Origin of the sequence: Sapientia aquatica (assembly GCF_004358105.1) — a bacterium.
Classification (GTDB): Bacteria; Pseudomonadota; Gammaproteobacteria; order Burkholderiales; family Burkholderiaceae_D; genus Solimicrobium; species Solimicrobium aquaticum.
The window spans coordinates 319,281-340,812 of record NZ_SMYL01000001.1 but is presented as its reverse complement, the minus strand read 5'-3'; the positions used below and the strand labels follow the sequence as shown (position 1 = coordinate 340,812).

General features: G+C 47.1%; 19 protein-coding genes and 1 tRNA gene. 2 read left to right on the top strand and 18 right to left on the bottom strand.

Annotated elements, in window-relative coordinates:
* Position 1: 1 nt before the first annotated feature.
* A complete protein-coding gene (rnr, locus tag E2I14_RS01565) occupies positions 2-2,482 on the bottom strand; it encodes a ribonuclease R (RefSeq protein ID WP_133324757.1) in 2,481 nt (826 codons plus the stop codon).
* A 317-nt stretch (positions 2,483-2,799) separates the two neighbouring features.
* Between rnr and E2I14_RS01560 the strand changes: the two genes are divergently transcribed.
* Positions 2,800-2,884: transfer RNA gene (locus E2I14_RS01560), tRNA-Leu, on the top strand.
* A gap of 79 nt (positions 2,885-2,963) precedes the next feature.
* Here E2I14_RS01560 and E2I14_RS01555 read toward each other — a convergent pair.
* From E2I14_RS01555 to ndk, 16 genes are all read right to left on the bottom strand, one after another.
* Positions 2,964-3,485, bottom strand: a complete 522-nt coding sequence (locus tag E2I14_RS01555) for a phosphoribosyltransferase (RefSeq protein WP_133324755.1) — start codon at positions 3,483-3,485, stop codon at positions 2,964-2,966.
* An 8-nt stretch (positions 3,486-3,493) separates the two neighbouring features.
* Positions 3,494-4,807, bottom strand: a complete 1,314-nt coding sequence (locus E2I14_RS01550) for an adenylosuccinate synthase (protein ID WP_133324753.1) — start codon at positions 4,805-4,807, stop codon at positions 3,494-3,496.
* A gap of 8 nt (positions 4,808-4,815) precedes the next feature.
* On the bottom strand, positions 4,816-5,970 hold the full coding sequence (locus tag E2I14_RS01545; RefSeq protein ID WP_133324751.1) for an ATP phosphoribosyltransferase regulatory subunit: 1,155 nt from the start codon (positions 5,968-5,970) through the stop codon (positions 4,816-4,818).
* Between the two features lie 90 nt (positions 5,971-6,060).
* The gene (gene hflC / locus E2I14_RS01540) at positions 6,061-6,936 is read right to left on the bottom strand and encodes a protease modulator HflC (RefSeq protein WP_133324749.1); all 876 of its coding nucleotides are present in this window, start codon (positions 6,934-6,936) and stop codon (positions 6,061-6,063) included.
* Positions 6,936-8,189, bottom strand: a complete 1,254-nt coding sequence (hflK, locus tag E2I14_RS01535; RefSeq protein ID WP_133324747.1) for an FtsH protease activity modulator HflK — start codon at positions 8,187-8,189, stop codon at positions 6,936-6,938. The genes hflC and hflK overlap by 1 nt, the downstream gene beginning before the upstream one ends.
* Before the next feature lie 79 nt (positions 8,190-8,268).
* Positions 8,269-9,405 carry a GTPase HflX gene (gene hflX / locus E2I14_RS01530; RefSeq protein ID WP_133324745.1) on the bottom strand — a complete coding sequence of 379 codons (1,137 nt, stop codon included), beginning with the start codon at positions 9,403-9,405 and terminating at the stop codon, positions 8,269-8,271.
* 4 nt (positions 9,406-9,409) lie between these two features.
* Complete coding sequence (gene hfq / locus E2I14_RS01525) at positions 9,410-9,646, bottom strand: RNA chaperone Hfq (protein WP_133324743.1); 237 nt, start codon at positions 9,644-9,646, stop codon at positions 9,410-9,412.
* A 132-nt stretch (positions 9,647-9,778) separates the two neighbouring features.
* The gene (gene der / locus E2I14_RS01520) at positions 9,779-11,119 is read right to left on the bottom strand and encodes a ribosome biogenesis GTPase Der (RefSeq protein WP_133324741.1); all 1,341 of its coding nucleotides are present in this window, start codon (positions 11,117-11,119) and stop codon (positions 9,779-9,781) included.
* Between the two features lie 4 nt (positions 11,120-11,123).
* Positions 11,124-12,254, bottom strand: a complete 1,131-nt coding sequence (bamB, locus tag E2I14_RS01515) for an outer membrane protein assembly factor BamB (RefSeq protein WP_133324739.1) — start codon at positions 12,252-12,254, stop codon at positions 11,124-11,126.
* Positions 12,255-12,269: 15 nt separating this feature from the next.
* On the bottom strand, positions 12,270-12,929 hold the full coding sequence (locus tag E2I14_RS01510; protein ID WP_133324737.1) for a YfgM family protein: 660 nt from the start codon (positions 12,927-12,929) through the stop codon (positions 12,270-12,272).
* A gap of 40 nt (positions 12,930-12,969) precedes the next feature.
* Positions 12,970-14,319 (bottom strand): histidine--tRNA ligase, encoded by a 1,350-nt coding sequence (hisS, locus tag E2I14_RS01505; RefSeq protein WP_133324735.1) that lies wholly within the window; start codon positions 14,317-14,319, stop codon positions 12,970-12,972.
* An 11-nt stretch (positions 14,320-14,330) separates the two neighbouring features.
* Entirely contained in the window at positions 14,331-15,590 is a 1,260-nt protein-coding gene (gene ispG / locus E2I14_RS01500; RefSeq protein WP_133324733.1) for a flavodoxin-dependent (E)-4-hydroxy-3-methylbut-2-enyl-diphosphate synthase, read from the bottom strand.
* Positions 15,591-15,598: 8 nt separating this feature from the next.
* Positions 15,599-16,666 (bottom strand): RodZ domain-containing protein, encoded by a 1,068-nt coding sequence (locus E2I14_RS01495; protein WP_133324731.1) that lies wholly within the window; start codon positions 16,664-16,666, stop codon positions 15,599-15,601.
* On the bottom strand, positions 16,659-17,462 hold the full coding sequence (pilW, locus tag E2I14_RS01490; protein WP_165967719.1) for a type IV pilus biogenesis/stability protein PilW: 804 nt from the start codon (positions 17,460-17,462) through the stop codon (positions 16,659-16,661). The genes E2I14_RS01495 and pilW overlap by 8 nt, the downstream gene beginning before the upstream one ends.
* Complete coding sequence (gene rlmN, locus E2I14_RS01485) at positions 17,462-18,616, bottom strand: 23S rRNA (adenine(2503)-C(2))-methyltransferase RlmN (protein WP_133324727.1); 1,155 nt, start codon at positions 18,614-18,616, stop codon at positions 17,462-17,464. The genes pilW and rlmN overlap by 1 nt, the downstream gene beginning before the upstream one ends.
* Before the next feature lie 67 nt (positions 18,617-18,683).
* Positions 18,684-19,109, bottom strand: coding sequence for a nucleoside-diphosphate kinase (gene ndk / locus E2I14_RS01480; RefSeq protein WP_133324725.1), 426 nt, complete (start codon positions 19,107-19,109; stop codon positions 18,684-18,686).
* A 247-nt stretch (positions 19,110-19,356) separates the two neighbouring features.
* Here ndk and E2I14_RS01475 point away from each other — a divergent pair, with 247 nt between their 5' ends.
* Positions 19,357-20,049: a Bax inhibitor-1/YccA family protein gene (locus E2I14_RS01475; protein WP_133324723.1), complete on the top strand. Its 693-nt coding sequence runs from the start codon at positions 19,357-19,359 to the stop codon at positions 20,047-20,049.
* Between the two features lie 77 nt (positions 20,050-20,126).
* On the opposite strand, the gene rlmD is transcribed toward E2I14_RS01475, so the two are convergent.
* Positions 20,127-21,464, bottom strand: a complete 1,338-nt coding sequence (gene rlmD, locus E2I14_RS01470; protein WP_133324721.1) for a 23S rRNA (uracil(1939)-C(5))-methyltransferase RlmD — start codon at positions 21,462-21,464, stop codon at positions 20,127-20,129.
* Between the last annotated feature and the right edge of the window lie 68 nt (positions 21,465-21,532).

Here is a 21,532-nt window from a genome sequence, read left to right as displayed (position 1 = left end):
TTTACTTACGCTTTTTAGCCCCAGCGCTGGTTTTAGCTGCCGGCTTACCGCGACCAACTGTCGTTTTAGCGCGCTTGGCAGCCGGAGCCGCTTTGCTGGAAGTTGAACGAGCTGGTTTGCCTTCGTTACTGGTGCGACGTGTTTTTTGTTTTGGTGGCGCGATTTCATCGTAAGCGGTGGCACCGGCTAGCGCTTTTGGTTTCGCCTTAGCAGCTGCCCCACCAACGACCTTACCGCCTTTGCTTGCGATTAATCCTTTTCCACCAGGTTGTACTAAACCCAGATCAATTTTGCGCGCATCTAAATCAACACGGGTCACTTGGACTGTGACGCGATCTGTGAGCTGGTAGCGCTTGCCAGTGCGCTCGCCGCGCAGTTCGTGACGCGCGTCGTCGTATTGGAAATAATCCGCACCTAAATCAGTGACATGCACCAAACCTTCGATATACAACGCATCGAGCTGAACAAAAATACCGAACTGCGTGACGCCAGAAATCGTGCCGGTAAATTCTTCGCCCAACTTATTGCGAATGTAATAGCACTTCAACCACGCTTCCACATCGCGTGAGGCTTCGTCAGCGCGGCGCTCATTGGCCGAGCAATGCACGCCCAAGGCATCCCAAATTGTTGGGTCTTTCTTTTGTTTGCCTTCGGCTTTATCAATCATTTGCTGCTTGCGTGCGGCATTTGAAATGGTGCTATTTAACGAGCCAACGTCGATACCTTTTGGTTCGTATTTCTTACCCTGCAAGATCGCTTTAATTGCACGATGTGTCAGCAAATCAGGATAGCGGCGAATCGGGCTAGTGAAGTGCGCATAAGCTTCATAAGACAGGCCAAAGTGACCAATGTTATCGGGGCTATAGACCGCTTGCTGCATTGAACGCAATAACATGGTTTGCAGAATCGGCGCATCCAAACGGCCTTTGATTTTCTTCATCAAATCCGCATAATCTGACGCGCTTGGCTTGTCGCCGCCATTTAAACTCAAACCAAGTTGCTTCAAATAGGTACGCAGTTGATTGAGCTTTTCCTTGGAAGGACTCGCGTGAATTCGGTACGTGCCGGGATGCTTGTGACGAATCAATAAATCCGCTGCACAGACGTTGGCAGCCAACATACATTCTTCGATTAATTTGTGCGCGTCGTTGCGAGTGCGCGGCAGAATCTTCTCAATTTTGCCTGCGGCATTACACACGATGTACGTCTCTGTCGTTTCAAAATCAATCGCACCACGTTGTTGGCGTGCGTGCAGCAATGCATGAAACGCTTCTTGCAGATGCAACAAATGTGGAACCAAAGCAGCCCGTTTATGCGCCTCTGGGCCTTTGGTATTGCCTAGAATGGCAGCGACTTCGGTGTAGGTAAATCGGGCCGCGGAATGAATCACGGCTGGATAAAATTGATAGGCTTTGACTTCGCCCTGCGCGGTAATGACTAGATCACATACCAAGGTCAAGCGATCGACATGCGGATTGAGCGAGCACAGTCCGTTAGACAATTTCTCGGGCAACATCGGAATCACGCGGCGCGGGAAATATACCGAGGTGCTGCGCAAAATCGCATCGGCATCAATATCGTCATTTGGCTTAACGTAATGACTCACGTCGGCAATCGCCACAATCACCCGATAGCCCGCCACGCGACCAATCTTGGTCGGTTCGCAATACACCGCATCGTCAAAATCGCGCGCGTCTTCGCCGTCGATAGTGACCATAGGAATATCGCGCAAATCAACGCGATCTTGCAGATCGGCTGGTTTCACTTCACTCGGCAATTTGCTGGCGGCTTTTAATGCGGCATCCGAAAATATATGCGGCACACCAAACTTACGAACCGCAATTTCGATTTCCATTCCGGGGTCATCAACATCGCCCAGCACTTCAACAATCTTGCCCACTGGCTGCGCATAGCGCGTTGGCTGTTCGGTCAGTTGAACACTCACGACTTGACCAGCTTTGGCTTGACCGGGAGAACCAGCCAAAATAATGTCTTGGCTTATCCGCTTGTCTTCCGGCGCAATCACCCACATACCATTTTCATTGAGCAAGCGCCCAATGATGTGGGTATTTGCCCGCTCGATTACTTCGACGATATTGCCTTCCAAGCGACCACGGCGATCTGTGCCAACCACACGCACCAGTACGCGATCACCGTTGAGCACACGCTGCATTTCCCGATCGGATAAATAAATATCGTCGCTGCCGTCTTCAGGAATCAAGAATCCATACCCGTCACGATGACTGCTGACTTTACCCGCAATAAAGTTATCTTTGCTTTGCACGTGATAAAACCCCTCTTTATCGAGTTTGACCTGACCATCACGCTCCATCGCGTTGATGCGTCGCATCAAACCATCAAGTTCGTCGGTCGGAACGCCCAGCGCCGTTGCGATTTGTTGTGAGTCGTGTTTAGCGGCCGTACTTCGTAGAACGCCAAGAATGTCTTCACGACTAGGAATGGAATAGGTATGTTTGCTCAAGTGGTTGTGTATTCTCTAAAAATGGTTGGGGTGCAGAGCATCAAGCATAGTGTTAATGCACCGCAATTATAAGTTCTTACATCTGGTTTTGAAGTTTAGCCCGCAAAAATGTCCGTCATATTTCTTAAATTCATCGTAATTTACCACTACTGTGAACACTGAAACGAACTAATTGCCGTTATTCAACTATGCGCCCGTGACCGCCATTGAATCCAGATCAACATTGGCGTATTTTTGAAATCAAAGCGACTAATTTAATTTCCCTACGAGAATTGCTTGGAGATTGAAGCGAATTCCTCTATAATCTGCGCTCCGTTGCCCACGTGGCGGAATTGGTAGACGCGCATGGTTCAGGTCCATGTGTCTTCGGATGTGGGGGTTCGAGTCCCTCCGTGGGCACCACGATTTAATTTAAAAATCCCATTAGTTTTCTAATGGGATTTTTTTCGTTTACCGTCACGCTTTGCAGCTCAAGCTGATATCAGTTTGAACTTAATTGTTCTGGTCTGAGCGTATCGTACTGCTCAAACGGTTGGTGTATCCAAGGATTAGTCGCTAAATACTCAACAAAATAATCTGGCGTAATAACCGAACAAGCTTTTTGCCAAATTACCGCCGATTTAACTTCAGTTACCGCCGGAAAAAAATCGGTTAAATGAGCAACCACTCGCTCAATGGTCACGCCCGAATCAACCAGATCATCTACGATCAATATCCGTCCCGCCAAACTCCCGCTACTCATCGTAATGTGTTTAGCAATATCCAATGTTCCTTGCTGCGTGCCAGCTTCTGCTCGATAAGAACTCGTCGATAAAATAGCCAGTGGAACATTGAAAATGCGCGATAGGACATCGCCGGGACGGAGGCCGCCGCGCGCCAAACATAACACCTGATCGAATTTCCAACCAGATTGATGAACGCGCAGGGCTAATTGCTCAGTGAGTTGATGATATTGATCCCAAGAAACCCAAAGGTGCTGATCGGTTGAAGCAGGTAATATCATCGCAGCACTTAGGCAAATGGATGACGTAATACGATCGTTTCTTCGCGATCTGGGCCGGTAGAAACCATGTCGATCGGAACGCCGACCAACTCTTCAATACGCTTGATATAGTTGCGCGCATTCACTGGCAAGGCGTCCAAACTCTTAGCGCCAACCGTGCTCTCGGTCCAACCCGGCAAAGTTTCATAGACAGGCACGCAGTGTGCCGCTTGCTCTGCGCCGCTTGGGAAAATATCGACCGCTTTGCCATCAACTGTGTAACCGGTGCAAATTTGCAGCGTTTCAATGCCGTCGAGAACGTCTAGCTTCGTCAAGCACATACCTGAGACACCGTTGATTTGTACTGAACGCTTCAATAATGCTGCATCAAACCAACCGCAACGACGAGCGCGACCAGTCACTGTTCCGAACTCACAACCAACGGTCGATAAATGCTTACCGACGCCGTGCTCGGAGGTCAATTCCGATGGGAATGGGCCAGAGCCAACGCGGGTTGTGTAGGCTTTTGTAATACCCAAAATGTAATGCAACATGCTAGGACCGACGCCAGAACCCGCGGCCGCATTGCCCGCCACGCAGTTACTGGAAGTAACGAACGGATAAGTACCGTGATCGACGTCCAACAAACTTCCTTGAGCGCCTTCAAACAGCAAACGCGCACCGCCTTTGTAGGCTGCATACAAAGCACTGGAGACGTCGGACACCATCGGGGTAATACGAGGTACTTGCGCCATCGTATCGTCAAACGTTTTTTGGAATTCGACCGCTGGCGCTTTTAAATATTGAGTCAACACAAAATTGTGATAATCCAAGTTCTCACGCAATTTCTCAGCAAAACGCTCAGGGTTTAGTAAGTCAGCAACGCGGATAGCACGGCGCGCCACTTTATCTTCATAAGCTGGGCCGATACCTTTACCGGTCGTGCCGATTTTTGCTACACCACGCGCTACTTCACGAGCGCAATCCAAGGCCGTGTGATAAGGCAAAATAACTGGACATGCTTCGGAAACTTTCAGGCGCGATTCAACTTCAACGCCGTTGGCTTGCAACTTGTCGATTTCACGCAATAAATCAGGCACGGACAGCACAACACCGTTACCGATATAACAAGCAACCCCAGCGCGCATAATGCCCGATGGAATCAATTGCAATGCCGTTTTTTGTCCGCCAATCACTAAGGTGTGACCTGCATTATGCCCACCTTGGAAACGAACTACGCCTTGTGCGTGGTCAGTCAACCAATCGACGATTTTTCCTTTGCCTTCATCGCCCCATTGAGTTCCTATGACAACGACATTTTTTGCGGTATTAATTTGTGACATCGCTTAACCTAACTTTTAAGTATCCAATTTCCATGTTCAAATACGATGGCGCGATTGCAATCGAATTCGTCTAATTCATTTTTATGACCCGGCAGATGCTGGATCACAATTTCACCCTGCTCACGTAACTCTGCTATCTTTTCACGTAAACCTACTTCCAAGCCCCACGGAGCCAAAATTGCATTTTTGCGCTCAGCGCCCGGCATCAAGCGCGCCAGTTCACGCAAATCAAACGAAAAACCTGTTGCTGGTCTAGCCCGCCCAAACGATTCACCAACGTGATCATAACGTCCACCGTGCGCCACGGCGTTCGGTAAACCCGGAACATAAGCCGCGAACGTCACGCCGCTGTGGTAATGCAGCCCACGCAAATCGGCTAAATCAATCGTGACTTCGGCACCTTCATGCAAAGACACGAATGATACTAAGAAAGCTAGCTCATCCAAAGCATTTTTAATAGCCGGAAGTTTAGGCAAAATTTCGCGGGCTTGCTCTAAAACCTTTACATCACCGTATAAATTTGGCAATTCGAGCAGCGCATTGCGCGTTTCCTCTAAAAAGCCTGTTGATATTTCTTTAAGTCCCGGTACGTCCTTCGCTTGCAATAAACTGTAAAGTTCCAGCTCAACTTGTTTAGCAACCGGATCTTGCGCCAGGATTGCGCCCAACACGCCGACATGGCACAAGTCCAAACGAACTTTAGTCATTCCAGCTAAGGACATCGACGCCAACAATAATTTCTGTATTTCAACATCCGCTTCGATGCCTGCGTGGCCATAAATCTCAGCGCCGATTTGCAAGGGTTCGCGCGTCGCGTGCAACCCTGACGGTTTCGTATGCAAGACACTGCCTGCGTAACACAACCGAGTAACGGAAGTACGATTCAAAAGGTGGGCATCGATCCGCGCTACTTGGGTGGTCATATCGGACCGAATCCCAAGGGTCCGACCAGACAACTGATCGACCAACTTAAATGTGCGGAGATCCAAATCCTTGCCAGCGCCGCTTAACAACGATTCCAAATATTCCAACATCGGCGGCATGACAAGTTCATAGCCATATAAGCGGAAATTATCCAGCAAGCGCCGACGCAGCTCTTCAATCTTGCGCGCTTCAGACGGCAAGACATCGGCGATGTTTTCAGGTAGAAGCCAATTCGGCATAAAGACTCAACAAAAGTAATACGATAAACGTGGCACAAGCCCGAAGTTATTCACTTTTGGGCTTGTGCTGAGTACACCAACAAAGCTAAATTATTTGCCCTGTCCCGGCGCTTTAAAATATTTGAAGAATTCGGAGTTTGGATCAACAACCAACACGTCACTCTTGTTTTTGAAGCTAGAACGGTACGCTTCTAAGCTACGATAAAACTTATAAAATTCTGGATTTTGACCAAACGCTTGAGCATAAATCCGACTAGCTCGGGCATCACCCTCACCGCGCAAGTTCTCCGCGTCACGATATGCTTCGGCCAAAATCACCGTGCTTTGTTTATCCGCATCGGCCCGAATTTTTTCTGATTCTGCGTAACCGGTCGAGCGCAATTCATTAGCAACGCGGGTCCGTTCAGCCTTCATTCGGTCATAAACAGAGTTGTTAATTTGCTCAACATAATCAACCCGTTTCAATCGCACATCGATAATTTCGACACCGATTTGTTTAGCTTCCGAAGAGACTTTAGTACGCAACGCGTCCATTACCTTGCTACGCTCGCCAGAAATCACATCTCTTACTGTACGTTTTGTAATTTCATCGTTTAGGGCTGCCTTGACGATTTGATTCATACGATCTTTGGCTTTTTGCTCGTCACCGCCAAAGCTGATGTAATAAAGCTTAGGGTCAGTGATGTGCCACTTCACGAACGAATCCACCAAAATATTTTTCTTTTCAGCGGTAATAAAACGGTCTGCTTCAGGCGAATCAATCGTCAAAATCCGCTTATCTAAAAACACAACATTTTGGAAAGGTGGAGGCAATTTAAAATGCAAGCCCGGTTCGCTGATGATGGTTTTCATCTCGCCGAGTGCAAACACGATGGCGAATTGGCGCTGATCCACCACAAAAACTGTCGACGCAAAAATAATCAGTGCAATAAGAATAGCAATCCCGGTAGAAACTAACTTACTCATTATCTCCCCTCCCGTTCACGGGCATGATTATCTCGAGCTCGCAACAAATCAGTCGCATTCGTTACCTCTTGAACAACTGGCGCACCTGCTGGTTTGGCAGCCGGAGCAGGCTCACTCGACAACGTCTGGTTAATTAGTTTATCCAATGGCAAATAAATCATGTTGTTACCGTTTTTGGTATCAATCATCAACTTGGTTGTGCTGGTAAATATCTGCTGCATAGTTTCAAAATACATACGATCACGTGTAACCGCTGGAGCTTTTTGATATTCAGCCAACACTTGTTTAAAGCGTGACGCATTACCTTCCGCGTTGGCTACAACACGGGCTTGATACGCTTGGGATTCTTCCTGAAGTCGCGCTGCTGCGCCGCGAGCCTTTGGAATTACATCGTTGGCGTAAGCTTGGCCTTCATTTTTTTGACGTTCACGGTCCTGCCCAGCTTTTACCGCATCGTCAAACGCTGCCTGTACCTGCTCGGGAGGCTGAACGCCCTGCATAGTCACATTGGTTACCTGAACGCCAGTGCTGTAGCGATCAAGAATCTGTTGCATTAACTGACTCACATCAAACGCTACTTTTTCGCGGCCTTCGTACAACACAAAGTCCATCTTGTTGCGACCAACCACTTCGCGAATGGCCGTTTCAGCCACTTGTTTTACGGTGCTCTCTTGCTCGCGATTATTAAAAATCCAATCGGAAGCACTTTTTAATTTGTATTGCACTGCGAATTGAATATCGATAATGTTTTCGTCATCCGTCAACATCAACGCCTCTTTCGGCTGCTTATTTTTGACATTGGACTGATAGCCAACTTCGACAGTACGCACTTGCGAAACATTCACGATTTCATCGCTTTGGATCGGGTAAGGGGCGCGCCAATTGAAGCCCGACGGTGTATCGTGACTATATTTACCGAATGTCAAAACAACGCCAGTTTGACCTTCTTGTACAACGAAAAAGCCGCTGATCAGCCAGAGAAACACTAAGACAACTACGATGAAGCCTGCACCGATTTTTGCATTTTTATTAGATTCAGGAGAAAAGCCGTTCGGGCTTCCATTTCCACTACCCTTGCCACCCAAAAGACTGGTCAATTTTTGATTAAAATCACGCCACATATCTTCCAAGTCAGGCGGGCCTGATGGCTTATTTGAATTATTGCCGCCATTGTCGTTACCTGAATTGCGGATAGGTTTTGTGCCTTTTAGGGAAAACATTGCGCCCATTTTTCTTAAAATTGAAACAAACATTCTGCGTTCTTCCGATAAGGGTTACGTGGGAAACGATTTTTTAACAGAAATACCAGAACTACCCAATAAATTAAACCAATCAAACGTTATCAGATTGATCATCCACTACATCATGATCCGTGGTCAGTGAGTGAAACCCAAGATCCGCCGCAAATTCGCCCAATGCATCACGTAAATCGTTGAGCCCACTGCCAGTTTTTGCGCTCAAAAAAACACGTTGTATTTTATCATACTCGTCTCGCTCGATTCCCGGGTCAAGACCAGCCACATCGATCTTGTTCCAAACCAATAATTGAGGAATTTGATCCGCACCTATCTCGTGCAAAACTTGATTTACTTGGGCTATCTGATCCAAACGAGTTGGGCTCGCCGCATCGACCACATGCAATAACAAATCTGCATGGATAGTTTCCTCAAGAGTTGCGCGAAATGCTGCGACCAATTGATGAGGTAATTCCCGAATAAACCCAACCGTATCCGATATAACAATCTGACCAACATCGCCCAAATACACCCGACGCGAGGTGGTATCCAAGGTTGCAAATAACTGATCGGCAGTATACGTACCCGCCTTGGTTAGGACATTAAACAAGGTCGATTTACCAGCATTGGTGTAACCAACAAGTGAAACGGAAAATGTCCGACTGCGATTACGCGCACGACGCTGTGTTTCGCGCTGCCGTTGCAACTTACTCAGCTTGTCCTTTAACGCTTTAACTCGATCGCCTAGCAAGCGGCGGTCAGTTTCCAACTGAGTTTCGCCTGGACCGCGCAAACCAATACCACCTTTTTGGCGCTCCAAATGCGTCCATCCGCGGATTAAGCGCGTTGCCAAATGCTGCAACTGGGCAAGCTCGACTTGGACTTTTCCCTCGTGGCTTTTTGCTCGCTGAGCAAAAATATCAAGAATTAAGCTAGTGCGATCAACGACACGCACTTTCAGATTTTTTTCAAGATTCCGTTGCTGCGCTGGACTAAGCGCGTGATTGAAAATCACGATTTCAATAGCGTGATCCAAGATTGCATTGGCTACTTCCTCGGCTTTGCCACTACCAATGAAAAGCGCCGAATCGGGACTTGACCTTTTACAGGTGATTGTCGAAATTGGAACAGCACCCGCTGAAAGAGCTAATAGCGAGAGCTCTTCCAAACTCGAATTGAAGTCTGACTTACCAAAATCTACGCCGACCAATATTGCACGGACATTCGACTCTATCTTATTACTCAGACTCTGGCTCCGAAGGCAAACTTACCGCACGCGCCGGAACGACTGTAGATATGGCATGTTTATATACCATTTGAGTGACCGTATTACGCAGCAATACGACATATTGATCGAAAGATTCAATATGCCCTTGCAACTTAATACCATTGACAAGGTAGATTGAAACGGGAATATGTTCTTTGCGTAAAGCATTTAAAAATGGGTCTTGTAACAATTGCCCTTTGTTGCTCATAGCAGCTCCAAAATGTTGTTGTAGTGAGGAGTTGAGGACATTTAGGTATTTTTCAATACCTGTCCAAAAAACTACATTATTAAGTATATACGAGCATTATGCTCATATTCTAAAAAAAACAAAAATTTACGTTTATTTTTCGGTTTTCGAAAACGGGTTTTTACTCGATTTCATTTCGATGCGTAATGGAGTCCCTACCAATGAAAACGTTTCCCTAAAATGCTTCTCTAGGTAACGTTTATATACATCACCAACCGCTTCTAATGCATTGCCATGAATCACAATAATCGGAGGATTTTGCCCGCCTTGATGCGCATAACGTAGCTTTGGTCGAATCGAGCCTTTGCGCTTCGGTTGCTGGTGCTCGACCGCCTCAATCAATGCGCGCGTTAATTTCGGGGTCGATAAATTAGCGGTAGCGGCAGCGTAAGCCTGATTCACTGACTTCATCATGGGTGCAATCCCACTGGATTTGAGTGCCGAGACAAAGTGAAATTTAGCGAACGATAAGAAGCCAAGTTTGCGCTCTATGTCGTTTTTAATTTCGTCACGACGATCGCTTTGCAAGCCATCCCATTTATTTACGCCGACTACTAATGCTCGCCCTGACTCCAAAATAAAACCAGCGATATGCGCATCTTGCTCAGAAATATCTTGTTGTGCGTCGAGCAGCAAGAGAACAACATTCGCTTCCGAAATAGATTGCAGCGTTTTCACAACCGAAAACTTCTCAATAGCCTCGAACACTTTACCACGACGGCGGATACCGGCAGTGTCAATTAATGTGTAATTTTGGCCGTCACGCTCAAACGCGATTTCAATCGAATCACGGGTCGTTCCGGGCATATCGAATGCAATGACCCGTTCTTCACCCAGTAACGAATTGACCAGGGTTGACTTACCCACGTTTGGTCGCCCAACGATAGCCAATTTAATACCGTGGTCTTGGCTATCAGGTTCGTCTTCTGCTGGGCGTTGCGAGAACGCGATATCTAACGCTTCGACAACTAAATCGGATACGCCATCACCGTGTGCTGCAGAAATCACATATGGATCACCGAGACCCAGTTCGTAGAAATCTGCCGTTACCGAGGTATATTTCATCCCTTCTGCTTTATTGACAACCAACATCACTGAACGACCAGATTTACGTAAAAAATCGGTAATCGTTTTGTCGTGCGGGGTTAAACCTTGACGTCCATCGACAATGAACACGACAACGTCAGCTTCAGCCACAGCCTGCTTAGTTTGTTTTGCCATTTCATACATAATCCCTTCTTTAGCGACGGGCTCAAATCCTCCCGTATCAATGACTAAAAAAGGACGATCGCCAACCCGGCCTTCGCCGTAGTGTCGATCGCGGGTTAATCCAGGTAAATCGGCTACTAACGCGTCACGGGAACGTGTTAGCCGATTAAACAGCGTGGATTTGCCGACATTTGGTCGGCCTATAAGGGCAATTACCGGCTTCATTAAATCAATCAATCGCAAATGCGACGATTTCTCCTACCTTTGTTTGAAATACTACATTTGCTCCAACAACAATTGGAGTCGCTACAACTGCACTACCATCGGTAGTTGTTCTAGCTAAAAAAGAACCATCTTCACGCGATAAAAAATGCACGTAGCCACTGAAATCGGCCACAGCCACCGACTGACCAAATGAAACCGGCGTGGAAAGCTTACGATATGCCAATTTATCGTTTTTCCACTCACTTAATCCTGCACCACGACTAAAGGCGTTCACTGTACCTTTGTCATCAACAGCAAATACGAAACGCTCATCGACGCTAACACCCATATTTGTTGACAACGCTTTACCCCAGCGCATTACGCCTGTTCTGATGTCAAAACAAGATACCTTGCCTTGATAAGCGGAAGCGCAGACATCGTTGCCGGACACTACAGGCACGCCAGAGACATCCGCCACGCGTTCCAACTCAGTTGCGCCTTTAGGCTCACCCACTGAGGCTTCCCAGCGCACACTGCCACTATTGAGAGTCAAAGAAATCAGCTTACCACCCGGCAAGCCGACAAAAACACTATTGTCCGAAATAACCAACCCAGCAGCAGTTCGCAAAATCAACGGTGGCAAACTGCGCTCAACCACCCAGCGGCGCTTGCCTGTCGCTATATCATATGCGGCGATATGATTATCAATGCTGCGCACCACGATCAAACCACCACCCACGACTGGGGTAGATAAAACCTCACTAGATAATGGAGTTTTCCAAAGCTGTTTTCCAGCTAGATCATAGGCAAGTAACACACCCTTTTCGCCAACGACAGCCAGCGTCGAATTGTCAGCGCCAACACCTGCGGTCAAATTGATGCCTGCGTCGATTTTCCAGATTTCACGTCCTGTGGTGGCGTTAACACGAACGATTTTACCGTTCGCTGCTGCGGCAAAAACACTGTCAGCGACTGCAACTGGAGCAAACACATAATCATCAGCCGAGCCGATATTCGCCGACCAAACCTTTTTAATTGACATCGTTTGTTTGAAGTCAACTAAAGCTGCTGGAGGATTTTTAGGTTCTTTAAACATTGAACATGCTGACAACCCCAACAACGCGACAAGCCCAGCTAATTTTAACGCTCTACTCATAGTATTCTCATCGACCTATTTATTGGCTGCGGGCGCTGGAGTGGGTGCGCCACCGATTGCATCTAACTTCAATTGGATCAATTGACGGATTGGGCTTTTATCTGTGCTTTTATCAATAGCTAACTGAAACGCAGCGCGAGCATCATCGATCTTGTTTTGCGCGACCAAAATATCGCCTTTGCGATCTGCAGCAGCGCTCACCAATTGCGGCGAAAAATCTCCAGATACGAGTTTTAAAGCATCATCATACGATTTCTCATCCAACAAAATGCCGGCCAAGCGAATCTTGGCTAATGCCTTAAACTCATCGGATTTACCATGTTCGCCTACCCACATCAATTGAACTTTAGCTGCCTTTAAATCGTTTGCATCGAAATCAGTTTTAGCCGCCAACAAACTGGCCATCGAAGCGTAGTCGGTGCCACTATATTTTTCTTGAATGTCGGTAACCGCACGCAACACCTTAGCCTGATCTTTTTCTTGAATGGCGTTTTGGACGGATTCAAATAATAACGATGCTTGCGCTGCTTGTTTTGATTGGTAGATTCCCCAAGCTTTCCAAGCTGAAAATGCCGATAACACAGCAATTAGCAGCCAAGTTACTAAGTTTCCGTATTGTTTCCACCATGCTTTTAGAGCATCTAGTTGCTCTTGTTCTCCGTGATCGTATGCCATGTAATTAATTTATCTAGTTAGTAGTAAAAATTGCGTTTGTTTAGTGGTGTAAATGGGTACAGTTTTCGTGGTCGTGATCGTCATTGCCTGTGATTTGATCGACCAGATAATCAACCACCGACTCAAACGGCACTGCCGCCTGATTATTTTCGGCATCGTCTGAGCGTAGTGCTTTGACAATTGCATTCCCTTGCGCTATTTCGTCGTCTCCGACAATAACAGCATAAGCAGCTCCGCTTGCATCTGCCCGCTTCATTTGGGATTTAAAACTTCCTACCCCAGTAATAGATGCGCAATGTAGCACAACATCCAAGCCTGCATCACGCATTCTTTCCCCCAAGACAAAAGATTGCATTTGTGCGGCTTCGCCTTGGTGTACCAAATAGACATCGCATTGATTTGGCACTTGAATATCGCCGGCCGATTTCATCAGATCTAAAATTCGCTCAATTCCCATCGCAAAACCACACGAGGGGGTTGGTTTGCCACCAAACATCGTAATTAGGGTGTCGTAGCGGCCACCGGCGCAAATGGTTCCTTGTGCGCCCAACTCATCCGATACCCATTCAAATACAGTACGATTGTAGTAGTCCAAACCGCGAACTAAGCGGGTATTGATCGTGAAAGGGATGCTGTTATGGCGCAAAATCGCTTGCACGCCTTCAAAATGCTTGAGAGATTCTTCACCCAAATAATCAAGCAACTTAGGCGCGCCCTCCACTAAGGCTTGCATCGCAGGATTTTTGGTATCCAAGATTCGCAGCGGATTGCTGTGCAGGCGGCGTTGAGCTTCGGCATCCAGCGTATCGATGTGCTGCTCAAAATACGCAATTAAGTCGGCTCGATGGTTGTTGCGCTCAACCGCATCACCGATCGAATTGAGCTCCAAACGAACATTATTGAGTCCCAAATCATCCCACAAACGCTGGCACATCATGATTAATTCGGCATCAATATCGGGACCAGCGAAACCCAAAGCCTCTGCACCCATTTGATAAAACTGACGATAACGTCCGCGTTGTGGTTTTTCGTGCCGAAACATTGGCCCCGTGTACCACAAGCGCTTCGGGCCTTCATAGGTAAGATTGTGCTCAATCGCTGCCCGAACTACACCAGCCGTATTTTCTGGGCGCAAAGTGAGCTTATCGCCATTCATGGAGTCTTCAAAAGAGTACATCTCTTTTTCAACCACATCGGTGACCGCACCTAAACCACGCGCAAACAACGCTGTTTGCTCGACGATCGGCGTTCTGATTTGTTGAAAGCCATAGCTTTTAAACACCGACTGCGCCGTATTTTCAAATAATTCCCACAAAGGAGCATCGCTCGGAAGAATGTCATTCATTCCTTTGATAGCAATTATTTTTTCGATCTTTTTATTTTCAGACATACAACTTAAACCTAACCATAGTGGGACTGAACGTAGTCCAAAACAATTTGTTGAAATTCTTGAGCAATCTTTTCGCCACGCAACGTCACCGTTTTAACGCCATCGACAAATACCGGAGCGGACGGTGTCTCACCAGTACCAGGGAGACTGATTCCAATGTTGGCGTGCTTGGATTCGCCCGGGCCATTGACGATACACCCCATGACCGCAACATTCATCGCTTCAACTCCAGGGTATTGCGTTTTCCAAACAGGCATTTGCTCACGCAAATAGGTTTGGATATCGTCAGCTAATTCCTGAAACACGGTTGAAGTCGTTCTACCGCAACCAGGACACGCGATCACCATAGGAGTAAATTTGCGCAGACCCATTGTCTGCAGAATTTCCTGCCCGACAATCACTTCTTTACAACGGTCACCACCCGGTTCGGGGGTCAATGAAATGCGAATCGTGTCGCCAATTCCTTCCTGTAGCAACACCGATAATGCCGCGGTCGACGCTACGATCCCCTTGCTACCCATTCCCGCCTCGGTTAAGCCCAAATGCAATGGGTAGTTGCATCGTTTCGCTAATTCTCGATACACCGCAATCAGATCTTGGACTCCGGATACTTTGCAAGAGAGGATAATTTTATCGCCCGGCAAACCTAGTTCTTCGGCACGTTGTGCATTCTCTAAGGCAGACACAATTAATGCTTCGTACATGACTGACTGGGCCGACCAAGGAGTTGCGCGCTGGGCGTTTTCATCCATGATACGTGCCAACAAACCCTGATCGAGACTGCCCCAATTAACACCGATGCGAACCGGCTTGTTATAACGTGCCGCGATTTCAATCATCTGCGCAAATTGGGTATCGCGTTTAGCGCCCTGCCCTACGTTACCGGGATTAATTCGGTATTTTGAAAGCGCTTGAGCACATTCGGGATAGTCTTTTAAAAGTGTATGCCCGTTATAGTGAAAATCACCGACCAGAGGAACTTCAATTCCCATTCGATCTAACTGGTCCCGAATATAAGGCACGGCAGCAGCAGCATCGGGTGTATTTACCGTCAACCGAACCAGCTCAGATCCAGCGCGCGCCAATTCTTTAATTTGAATAGCGGTGCCAACAGCATCTACGGTATCTGTGTTGGTCATCGATTGAACGACAATGGGCGCGTCGCCACCAACGATTACTTTTTGCGCGCCATTTTGGATAATGACCGAACGGCTCTTGCGGCGCGGAAACGCACCAGAATCTATCGGTAAATTTTCTTTAGTCTGACTCATTACACTATTCACTTAATACTTAAATTCGCGACGTTGCTGCCGTTCTGCGTAACCAATTCGAGGCGCCGCCCTCGCAAGGTTGCCTCAACTCCCGGGGCGTTCCCAATGACCATGCTTAAGGCACCGCCAACATTGACGATTTCTTGTGTGCCCGCTCTATACAAGCGCGAAACCACAACCGAGCCATCGGCACGCTTGATTTGGCACCAGGAGTCTTGCTTGAAGCTCAAAATCAGAGCTCCATCTTTTGCGGAATTCGCTTCAGTTACCAATCCAGAAGTACCCGCTTTAACTTCGATCGCTTTCTCTTCCGAAGTGGTAGCAGAAATCTTGTTTGACTCGATTGCCCGTTGAGCTCTAGCAGCAGTTTCGGACGCGATTGTATTGTTCGAGATTGGCGGCGCAGGAATCGCTGCGGCTGGCGCTAAATTGGTCGGCTGTGTGGAAACTGGCTCCGCACGCTCTACTTTGGCTTCCAAATTCACCTTGCTGTCAACTTGAGCAACTGGGTTGGAAGAAGCTTCTTTCACAGCAGAATCCACAATGGCAATTGGCTCCGCTTGAATAGGTGCTTTTTCAACTTGGACTGGCAGAATTTTATTAACAACCTGCATCACCTCAGCCCGATAAACAAATAGTGCTAACAAACACAAAAACACTAAAAAGGCGGCGCCTAACATCCATTGCGAATGGTTATTTTGACGCCCCAACCAAGGCATGCGACCCGTCGGAAATGGCGCATCCAAATCTTGACGATCAACGACCTTGACAGGGAGCTTGGAAAACTCGACAGTCAATTGCTGAACGAGCGGCTCAGCATCGACTTTGAGCGTTTTGGCGTAGGTTCGCACAAAACCGCGTAACGTCGCGAAATCAGGCAAAACTGCGTAATTACCCGCTTCAATTTCAGCGATTTGACGCGAAGACCACTTCAATTGACTCGCAATTTGTTCCACACTCAATCCCAACTGAGTGCGCGCAGCGGCTAATTGCTGCCCTACCGTTTTCGGCAAAATTTGTTGCTGCTGATTTTCATCGATGCTGGAAACAAGTTCCAACTTAACTGCTTCACTCATCAAACGCTCCACGTTGGAATAAGGCGTATTCGTCCGAATCCGGGAAGCGACGGCGAAGTTGCGCGCCCAAGCTCGACTCACTTAACGTGTCATTCATTTTATGGCTAGATTTAATGGCCAACCACAAAACCTCGGGAGTGTAGTTTTCAGCTTTGATCAGACGATTAATGTAGAACTGCGAACGTTCCCAATCCTGTCGCTTATATGCCAAGCGCGAAAGATTCAAATTCGATACAGGGTTGCTTGCGTCGAGTCGCACCGCTTGCATGAAATACTTTTCAGCAGTTACATCGTCTTTTAACTTCAAGCTACACATTCCCGCATTATTTAACGCCTTAGCCGGCTGGGCGTAGGTGCGATCTTTCATCACGCGATCTAGAATTTCCAAGCCCTGCTTTACTTTGCCGTTTTCGCACAAAAACCAAGCGTAATTATTAGCGTGGTCAGGGTTATTGGGGGCCAATTGAGTTGCCCGCACAAAATCTTGCTCAGCCAAATTTGTCTCTTGCATCTGCATATACACCAGCGCGCGAACACCGTAAGCATCGCTTAAGGTTGGGTCGATATTGATTGCATTGGTGAGTTCTTTTAACGCCGTCGCGAACTGCGCTTGCTGGAAATAACTCACGCCCAATTGCAGTCGCAGCGTCGCGCGTTTCTTAGCATCCGCACTTTGTGCAGGCGCGTCGCTGGCCGAGGAAGCTGTGAATTTTGGCGCATCGTATGTAGTCGTGCATGCGGACAAAATTCCAGACAAAATCACACTAAAAAATATCTTACGCCAAAAATTATTCACTAAGTTATCTCCACTATTCGACCAAAGTTGGCACCGAATTTTTGCTGATATTCGGCTTGTTTTTGCATACGTTCTTGCACTCGAGTTCGATCTTGTACTTCACCTGCTAACTGCCCGCACGCCGCGTCAATATCGTCGCCACGTGTTTTACGAATTGTTGTCACCAAACCAGCGTCGGACAAAATTTGTGCGAACGCTTTTATGCGTGGATTGTGGGAGCGTTTTAATCCCGATTCTGGGAAGGGATTAAAGGGAATCAAATTAAACTTGCACGGCACATTGCGCACCAAATCAATTAATTCACGCGCATGTTGATCGCTATCATTAACGCCATCGAGCATGCAATATTCAAACGTCACAAAGTCACGTGGAGCAAATTCTAAATAGCGCTTGCACGCCGCCATTACTTCCGACAAAGGATGTTTTTTGTTTAGCGGAATTAGACTATCGCGCAAAGTATCGTTGGAAGCATGCAATGAAACGGCTAAAGCCACTGGGCATTCTTGCGACAGCTTATCAATCATGGGCACGACGCCGCTAGTTGATAAAGTGACGCGCCGACGCGACAAACCATAGGCATTGTCGTCCAACATTAGCTTGAGCGCCGTGACGGTCGGCTCAAAGTTCAACAACGGCTCACCCATTCCCATCATCACCACATTGGTAATTTGGCGCTCGCCCTTGTGCCCCAACGGAATTCCTTTGGTCTTGCGTAATTCAAATTCAGCCATCCATAATTGGCCGATAATTTCAGCAACGGTTAAATTGCGATTAAAACCTTGTTTGCCAGTTGAACAAAAACGGCAATTTACCGCACATCCAGCTTGGGTCGAAATACATAACGTGCCGCGAGTCTCTTCTGGAATAAACACAGTTTCGATCGCATTACCTTGCCCCACATCCAACAGCCACTTACGCGTGCCATCGGTCGACGTGTGGTCACTAATAATAGCTGGCGCACTCACACAAGCGCGCCCAGCTAATTTATCGCGCAACGACTTAGCTAAATCTGTCATTGCCTCGAAATCACTGATACCAAACTGATGTATCCAGCGCTGCAATTGCTTTGCACGAAACGGCTTCTCACCCAATTCACCGCAATATGCGATTAATTGAGCTGGATCCAAATCCAACAAATTGGTAATAGCCGTCATTTACTTCTTTCAACTCTCAAAACAAATACAAAGCACATCTATGCAGCGCGAATGCCCTACCTACGAATTAACGTGAGTAGATGCTCAATGCTGGGAAGTAGTAAGCGATTTCTACTGCTGCTGTTTCAGCTGCATCTGAACCGTGTACGGCGTTCGCATCGATTGAATCAGCGAAATCAGCACGAATTGTACCTTTTTCAGCTTTCTTAGGATCGGTTGCGCCCATCAAATCGCGGTGTTTCAAAATCGCGTTTTCGCCTTCTAATACAGTTACCATAACTGGACCAGAGATCATGAAATTGACCAAATCATTGAAGAATGGACGTGCTGCGTGAACAGCGTAGAAACCTTCAGCTTCAGCGCGGGATAATTGAACCATGCGAGCAGCGATAATTTTCAAATCGGCAGCTTCAAAACGGCTGTAAATTTGACCAATAACGTTTTTTGCTACTGCATCAGGTTTAATAATAGATAAAGTGCGTTCGATAGCCATGTAAAACTCCAATAAAAGGAAAGGATGAAGGGTGTAAATAAAATTCAATCAACCCGAGATTTTAACATAAAAGTACTTCCATTCGATGAAATTGCCTATCAAACACGAATAGCCCTCTATATTTTTTTATAATATTTCATCCACCCTTGAATTCAATGCAAATGCTACTATGTTATGCTATCTCGATTCGTGACCAATGTTCATCTGCGAATTAGTAACAAAGAGCAACTTAACTGAGGAAGATATTATGAGTCAAAACCTAGAACAAACGTATTCGTATGGCAACGAGGGTTCGCTAATTCGTCATCGCGTTCTACGCAATACTTATTGGCTGCTAGCGCTTTCAATGATTCCGACCGTCTTGGGCGCGTGGATAGGCGTTGAAATGAACTTTTCGTTTTTCCCTGGCCGGCCGGGCATGTCTTTCTTGGTGTTCATGGCAGTTGCCTTCGGTTTCATGTTTGCGATTGAAAAAACCAAAGAATCCGCCGTCGGCGTTGCTGTTTTGCTAGGATTTACCTTCTTCATGGGCCTGATGCTGTCGCGCTTGATCGGCTACACGCTGGGATTTTCTAACGGCGGCACTTTAATCATGACTGCCTTCGGCGGCACTGCGACGATTCTGGCGGTAATGGCAAGCATTGCCACCACGTCAAAACGTGATTTTTCCGGCTTGGGAAAATGGTTATTTGTTGGCTTGATGGTAATTATCGTGGCAGGCATTGCCAATATTTTCTTGCAATTACCTGCGCTCTATTTAACTATTTCCGTCATCGCGATTGGGATTTTTTCCGCTTACATCCTTTATGATGTGCAACAAATCATCAATGGCGGTGAAACGAACTATATTTCTGCAACATTAAAAATCTACTTAGATGTATACAACATCTTCGTTAATTTACTGTCATTACTGGGTATTTTTGGTGGTAACCGGAACTAAGCTCTAGGAAGTAAATTAATAGCAATAAAAATGCCGACGTTACGTCGGCATTTTTATTTGTAACTCTGCAAATTGAATTAGATCAAATCGAACACCGCCATCGACTCAACGTGCGACGTATGGGGGAACATATTCACCACACCAGCATAATTGGTCACATAACCAGCCTTCACCAGCAGACCAGCATCGCGCGCCAGTGTACTAGGACTACATGACACATAAACAATGCGGCGCGGCAACAAGTCAGGATTGCTCGCGGACAATTGCACTAAGGCTTCACACAATGCCATTGCGCCATCACGCGGTGGATCGACAAGGTAGCGATCGAATTTCCCCAGTGCAATAAAATCGTCTGCCGTTATCTCGAACAAGTTGCGCGTACTAAAACTGGTTTTATCGGATAAGCCATTGGCCGCTGCATTTTCAAACGCGCGCTCAGTCAATGCTTTACTTCCCTCAATGCCGACAACTTCTTTCGCTTGGGTTGCTAATGGCAGGGTAAAGTTACCCAATCCACAAAATAGATCGGCAACGCGTTCATCAGGCTGAACGTCTAGCAAGCGCAATGCGCGCGCCACCATCACGCGATTTATATGGTGATTTACCTGAGTGAAATCGGTTGGCTTGAATGGCATTTTTACGCCAAACTCCGGCAACAAATAGTGCAATTGAGGTTCGGTTGGGTAATAGATTTCAGCCGAATCCGGGCCAGCGGTTTGCAGCCACCATTGGACTTTATGCTCATCAGCAAACGCTTTTAGCAGCAGTTCGTCCGCAGCGCTCATCGGCTTCATAATGCGCAACACCATCGCCGTCACATCTTCACCGACCGCTAATTCGATTTGCGGTAAATCATCAATAATCGATAGACGACTAATTAAGTCACGCAAAGGCAACATCATGCGAGAAACATGCGGCGGCAAAATCTCGCAGGTTTCTGTGTTGGCAACAAAACGTGATTTTTTCTCGTGAAAACCAACTAAAACAACACCCTTTTTGACCACATTACGCACCGACAAACGGGCGCGGTAACGGTATCCCCAAGTTGGCCCGTAAATTGGGCGCAATAAGGTCTTCGGCTTCACCTTACTGATATGCCAGAGATTGTCCTCCAACACCCGCTGCTTGATCGCAACCTGCGCATCGGCGGTCAAATGTTGCATGGAACAGCCTCCACACACGCCGAAATAACTGCATTTTGGCTTTACACGCTGCGAAGATTCTACGTGTAGCTCAGTCATTAGCGCATTTTCCCAATGCGGTTTCTTGCGATAGGTTTGGATGCTTACTAACTCGCCGGGCAAAGCGCCGTCGACAAACACGACTTTACCCTGCGTTCCATCTTCGTTTTGCAAATGACCGATGCCGCGCGCATCCATATCAAGTGCCGTGATTTTCATTTTATTTTCAGCCATGTGCTTAGCAAACATTGAATACGACTGCGCATTGCGCCCCGCTGGCATCAATGTGCAGTCATGTTAGG

Excerpts from the sequence above, each read along its gene's own strand:
- E2I14_RS01555 (WP_133324755.1), bottom strand. The coding sequence starts at position 3,485 with ATGATATTACCTGCTTCAACCGATCAGCACCTTTGGGTTTCTTGGGAT.
- E2I14_RS01550 (WP_133324753.1), bottom strand. The coding sequence starts at position 4,807 with ATGTCACAAATTAATACCGCAAAAAATGTCGTTGTCATAGGAACTCAA.
- E2I14_RS01545 (WP_133324751.1), bottom strand. The coding sequence starts at position 5,970 with ATGCCGAATTGGCTTCTACCTGAAAACATCGCCGATGTCTTGCCGTCT.
- hflC (WP_133324749.1), bottom strand. The coding sequence starts at position 6,936 with ATGAGTAAGTTAGTTTCTACCGGGATTGCTATTCTTATTGCACTGATT.
- hflK (WP_133324747.1), bottom strand. The coding sequence starts at position 8,189 with ATGTTTGTTTCAATTTTAAGAAAAATGGGCGCAATGTTTTCCCTAAAA.
- hfq (WP_133324743.1), bottom strand. The coding sequence starts at position 9,646 with ATGAGCAACAAAGGGCAATTGTTACAAGACCCATTTTTAAATGCTTTA.
- der (WP_133324741.1), bottom strand. The coding sequence starts at position 11,119 with ATGAAGCCGGTAATTGCCCTTATAGGCCGACCAAATGTCGGCAAATCC.
- bamB (WP_133324739.1), bottom strand. The coding sequence starts at position 12,254 with ATGAGTAGAGCGTTAAAATTAGCTGGGCTTGTCGCGTTGTTGGGGTTG.
- E2I14_RS01510 (WP_133324737.1), bottom strand. The coding sequence starts at position 12,929 with ATGGCATACGATCACGGAGAACAAGAGCAACTAGATGCTCTAAAAGCA.
- hisS (WP_133324735.1), bottom strand. The coding sequence starts at position 14,319 with ATGTCTGAAAATAAAAAGATCGAAAAAATAATTGCTATCAAAGGAATG.
- ispG (WP_133324733.1), bottom strand. The coding sequence starts at position 15,590 with ATGAGTCAGACTAAAGAAAATTTACCGATAGATTCTGGTGCGTTTCCG.
- E2I14_RS01495 (WP_133324731.1), bottom strand. The coding sequence starts at position 16,666 with ATGAGTGAAGCAGTTAAGTTGGAACTTGTTTCCAGCATCGATGAAAAT.
- rlmN (WP_133324727.1), bottom strand. The coding sequence starts at position 18,616 with ATGACGGCTATTACCAATTTGTTGGATTTGGATCCAGCTCAATTAATC.
- ndk (WP_133324725.1), bottom strand. The coding sequence starts at position 19,109 with ATGGCTATCGAACGCACTTTATCTATTATTAAACCTGATGCAGTAGCA.
- E2I14_RS01475 (WP_133324723.1), top strand. The coding sequence starts at position 19,357 with ATGAGTCAAAACCTAGAACAAACGTATTCGTATGGCAACGAGGGTTCG.
- rlmD (WP_133324721.1), bottom strand. The coding sequence starts at position 21,464 with ATGGCTGAAAATAAAATGAAAATCACGGCACTTGATATGGATGCGCGC.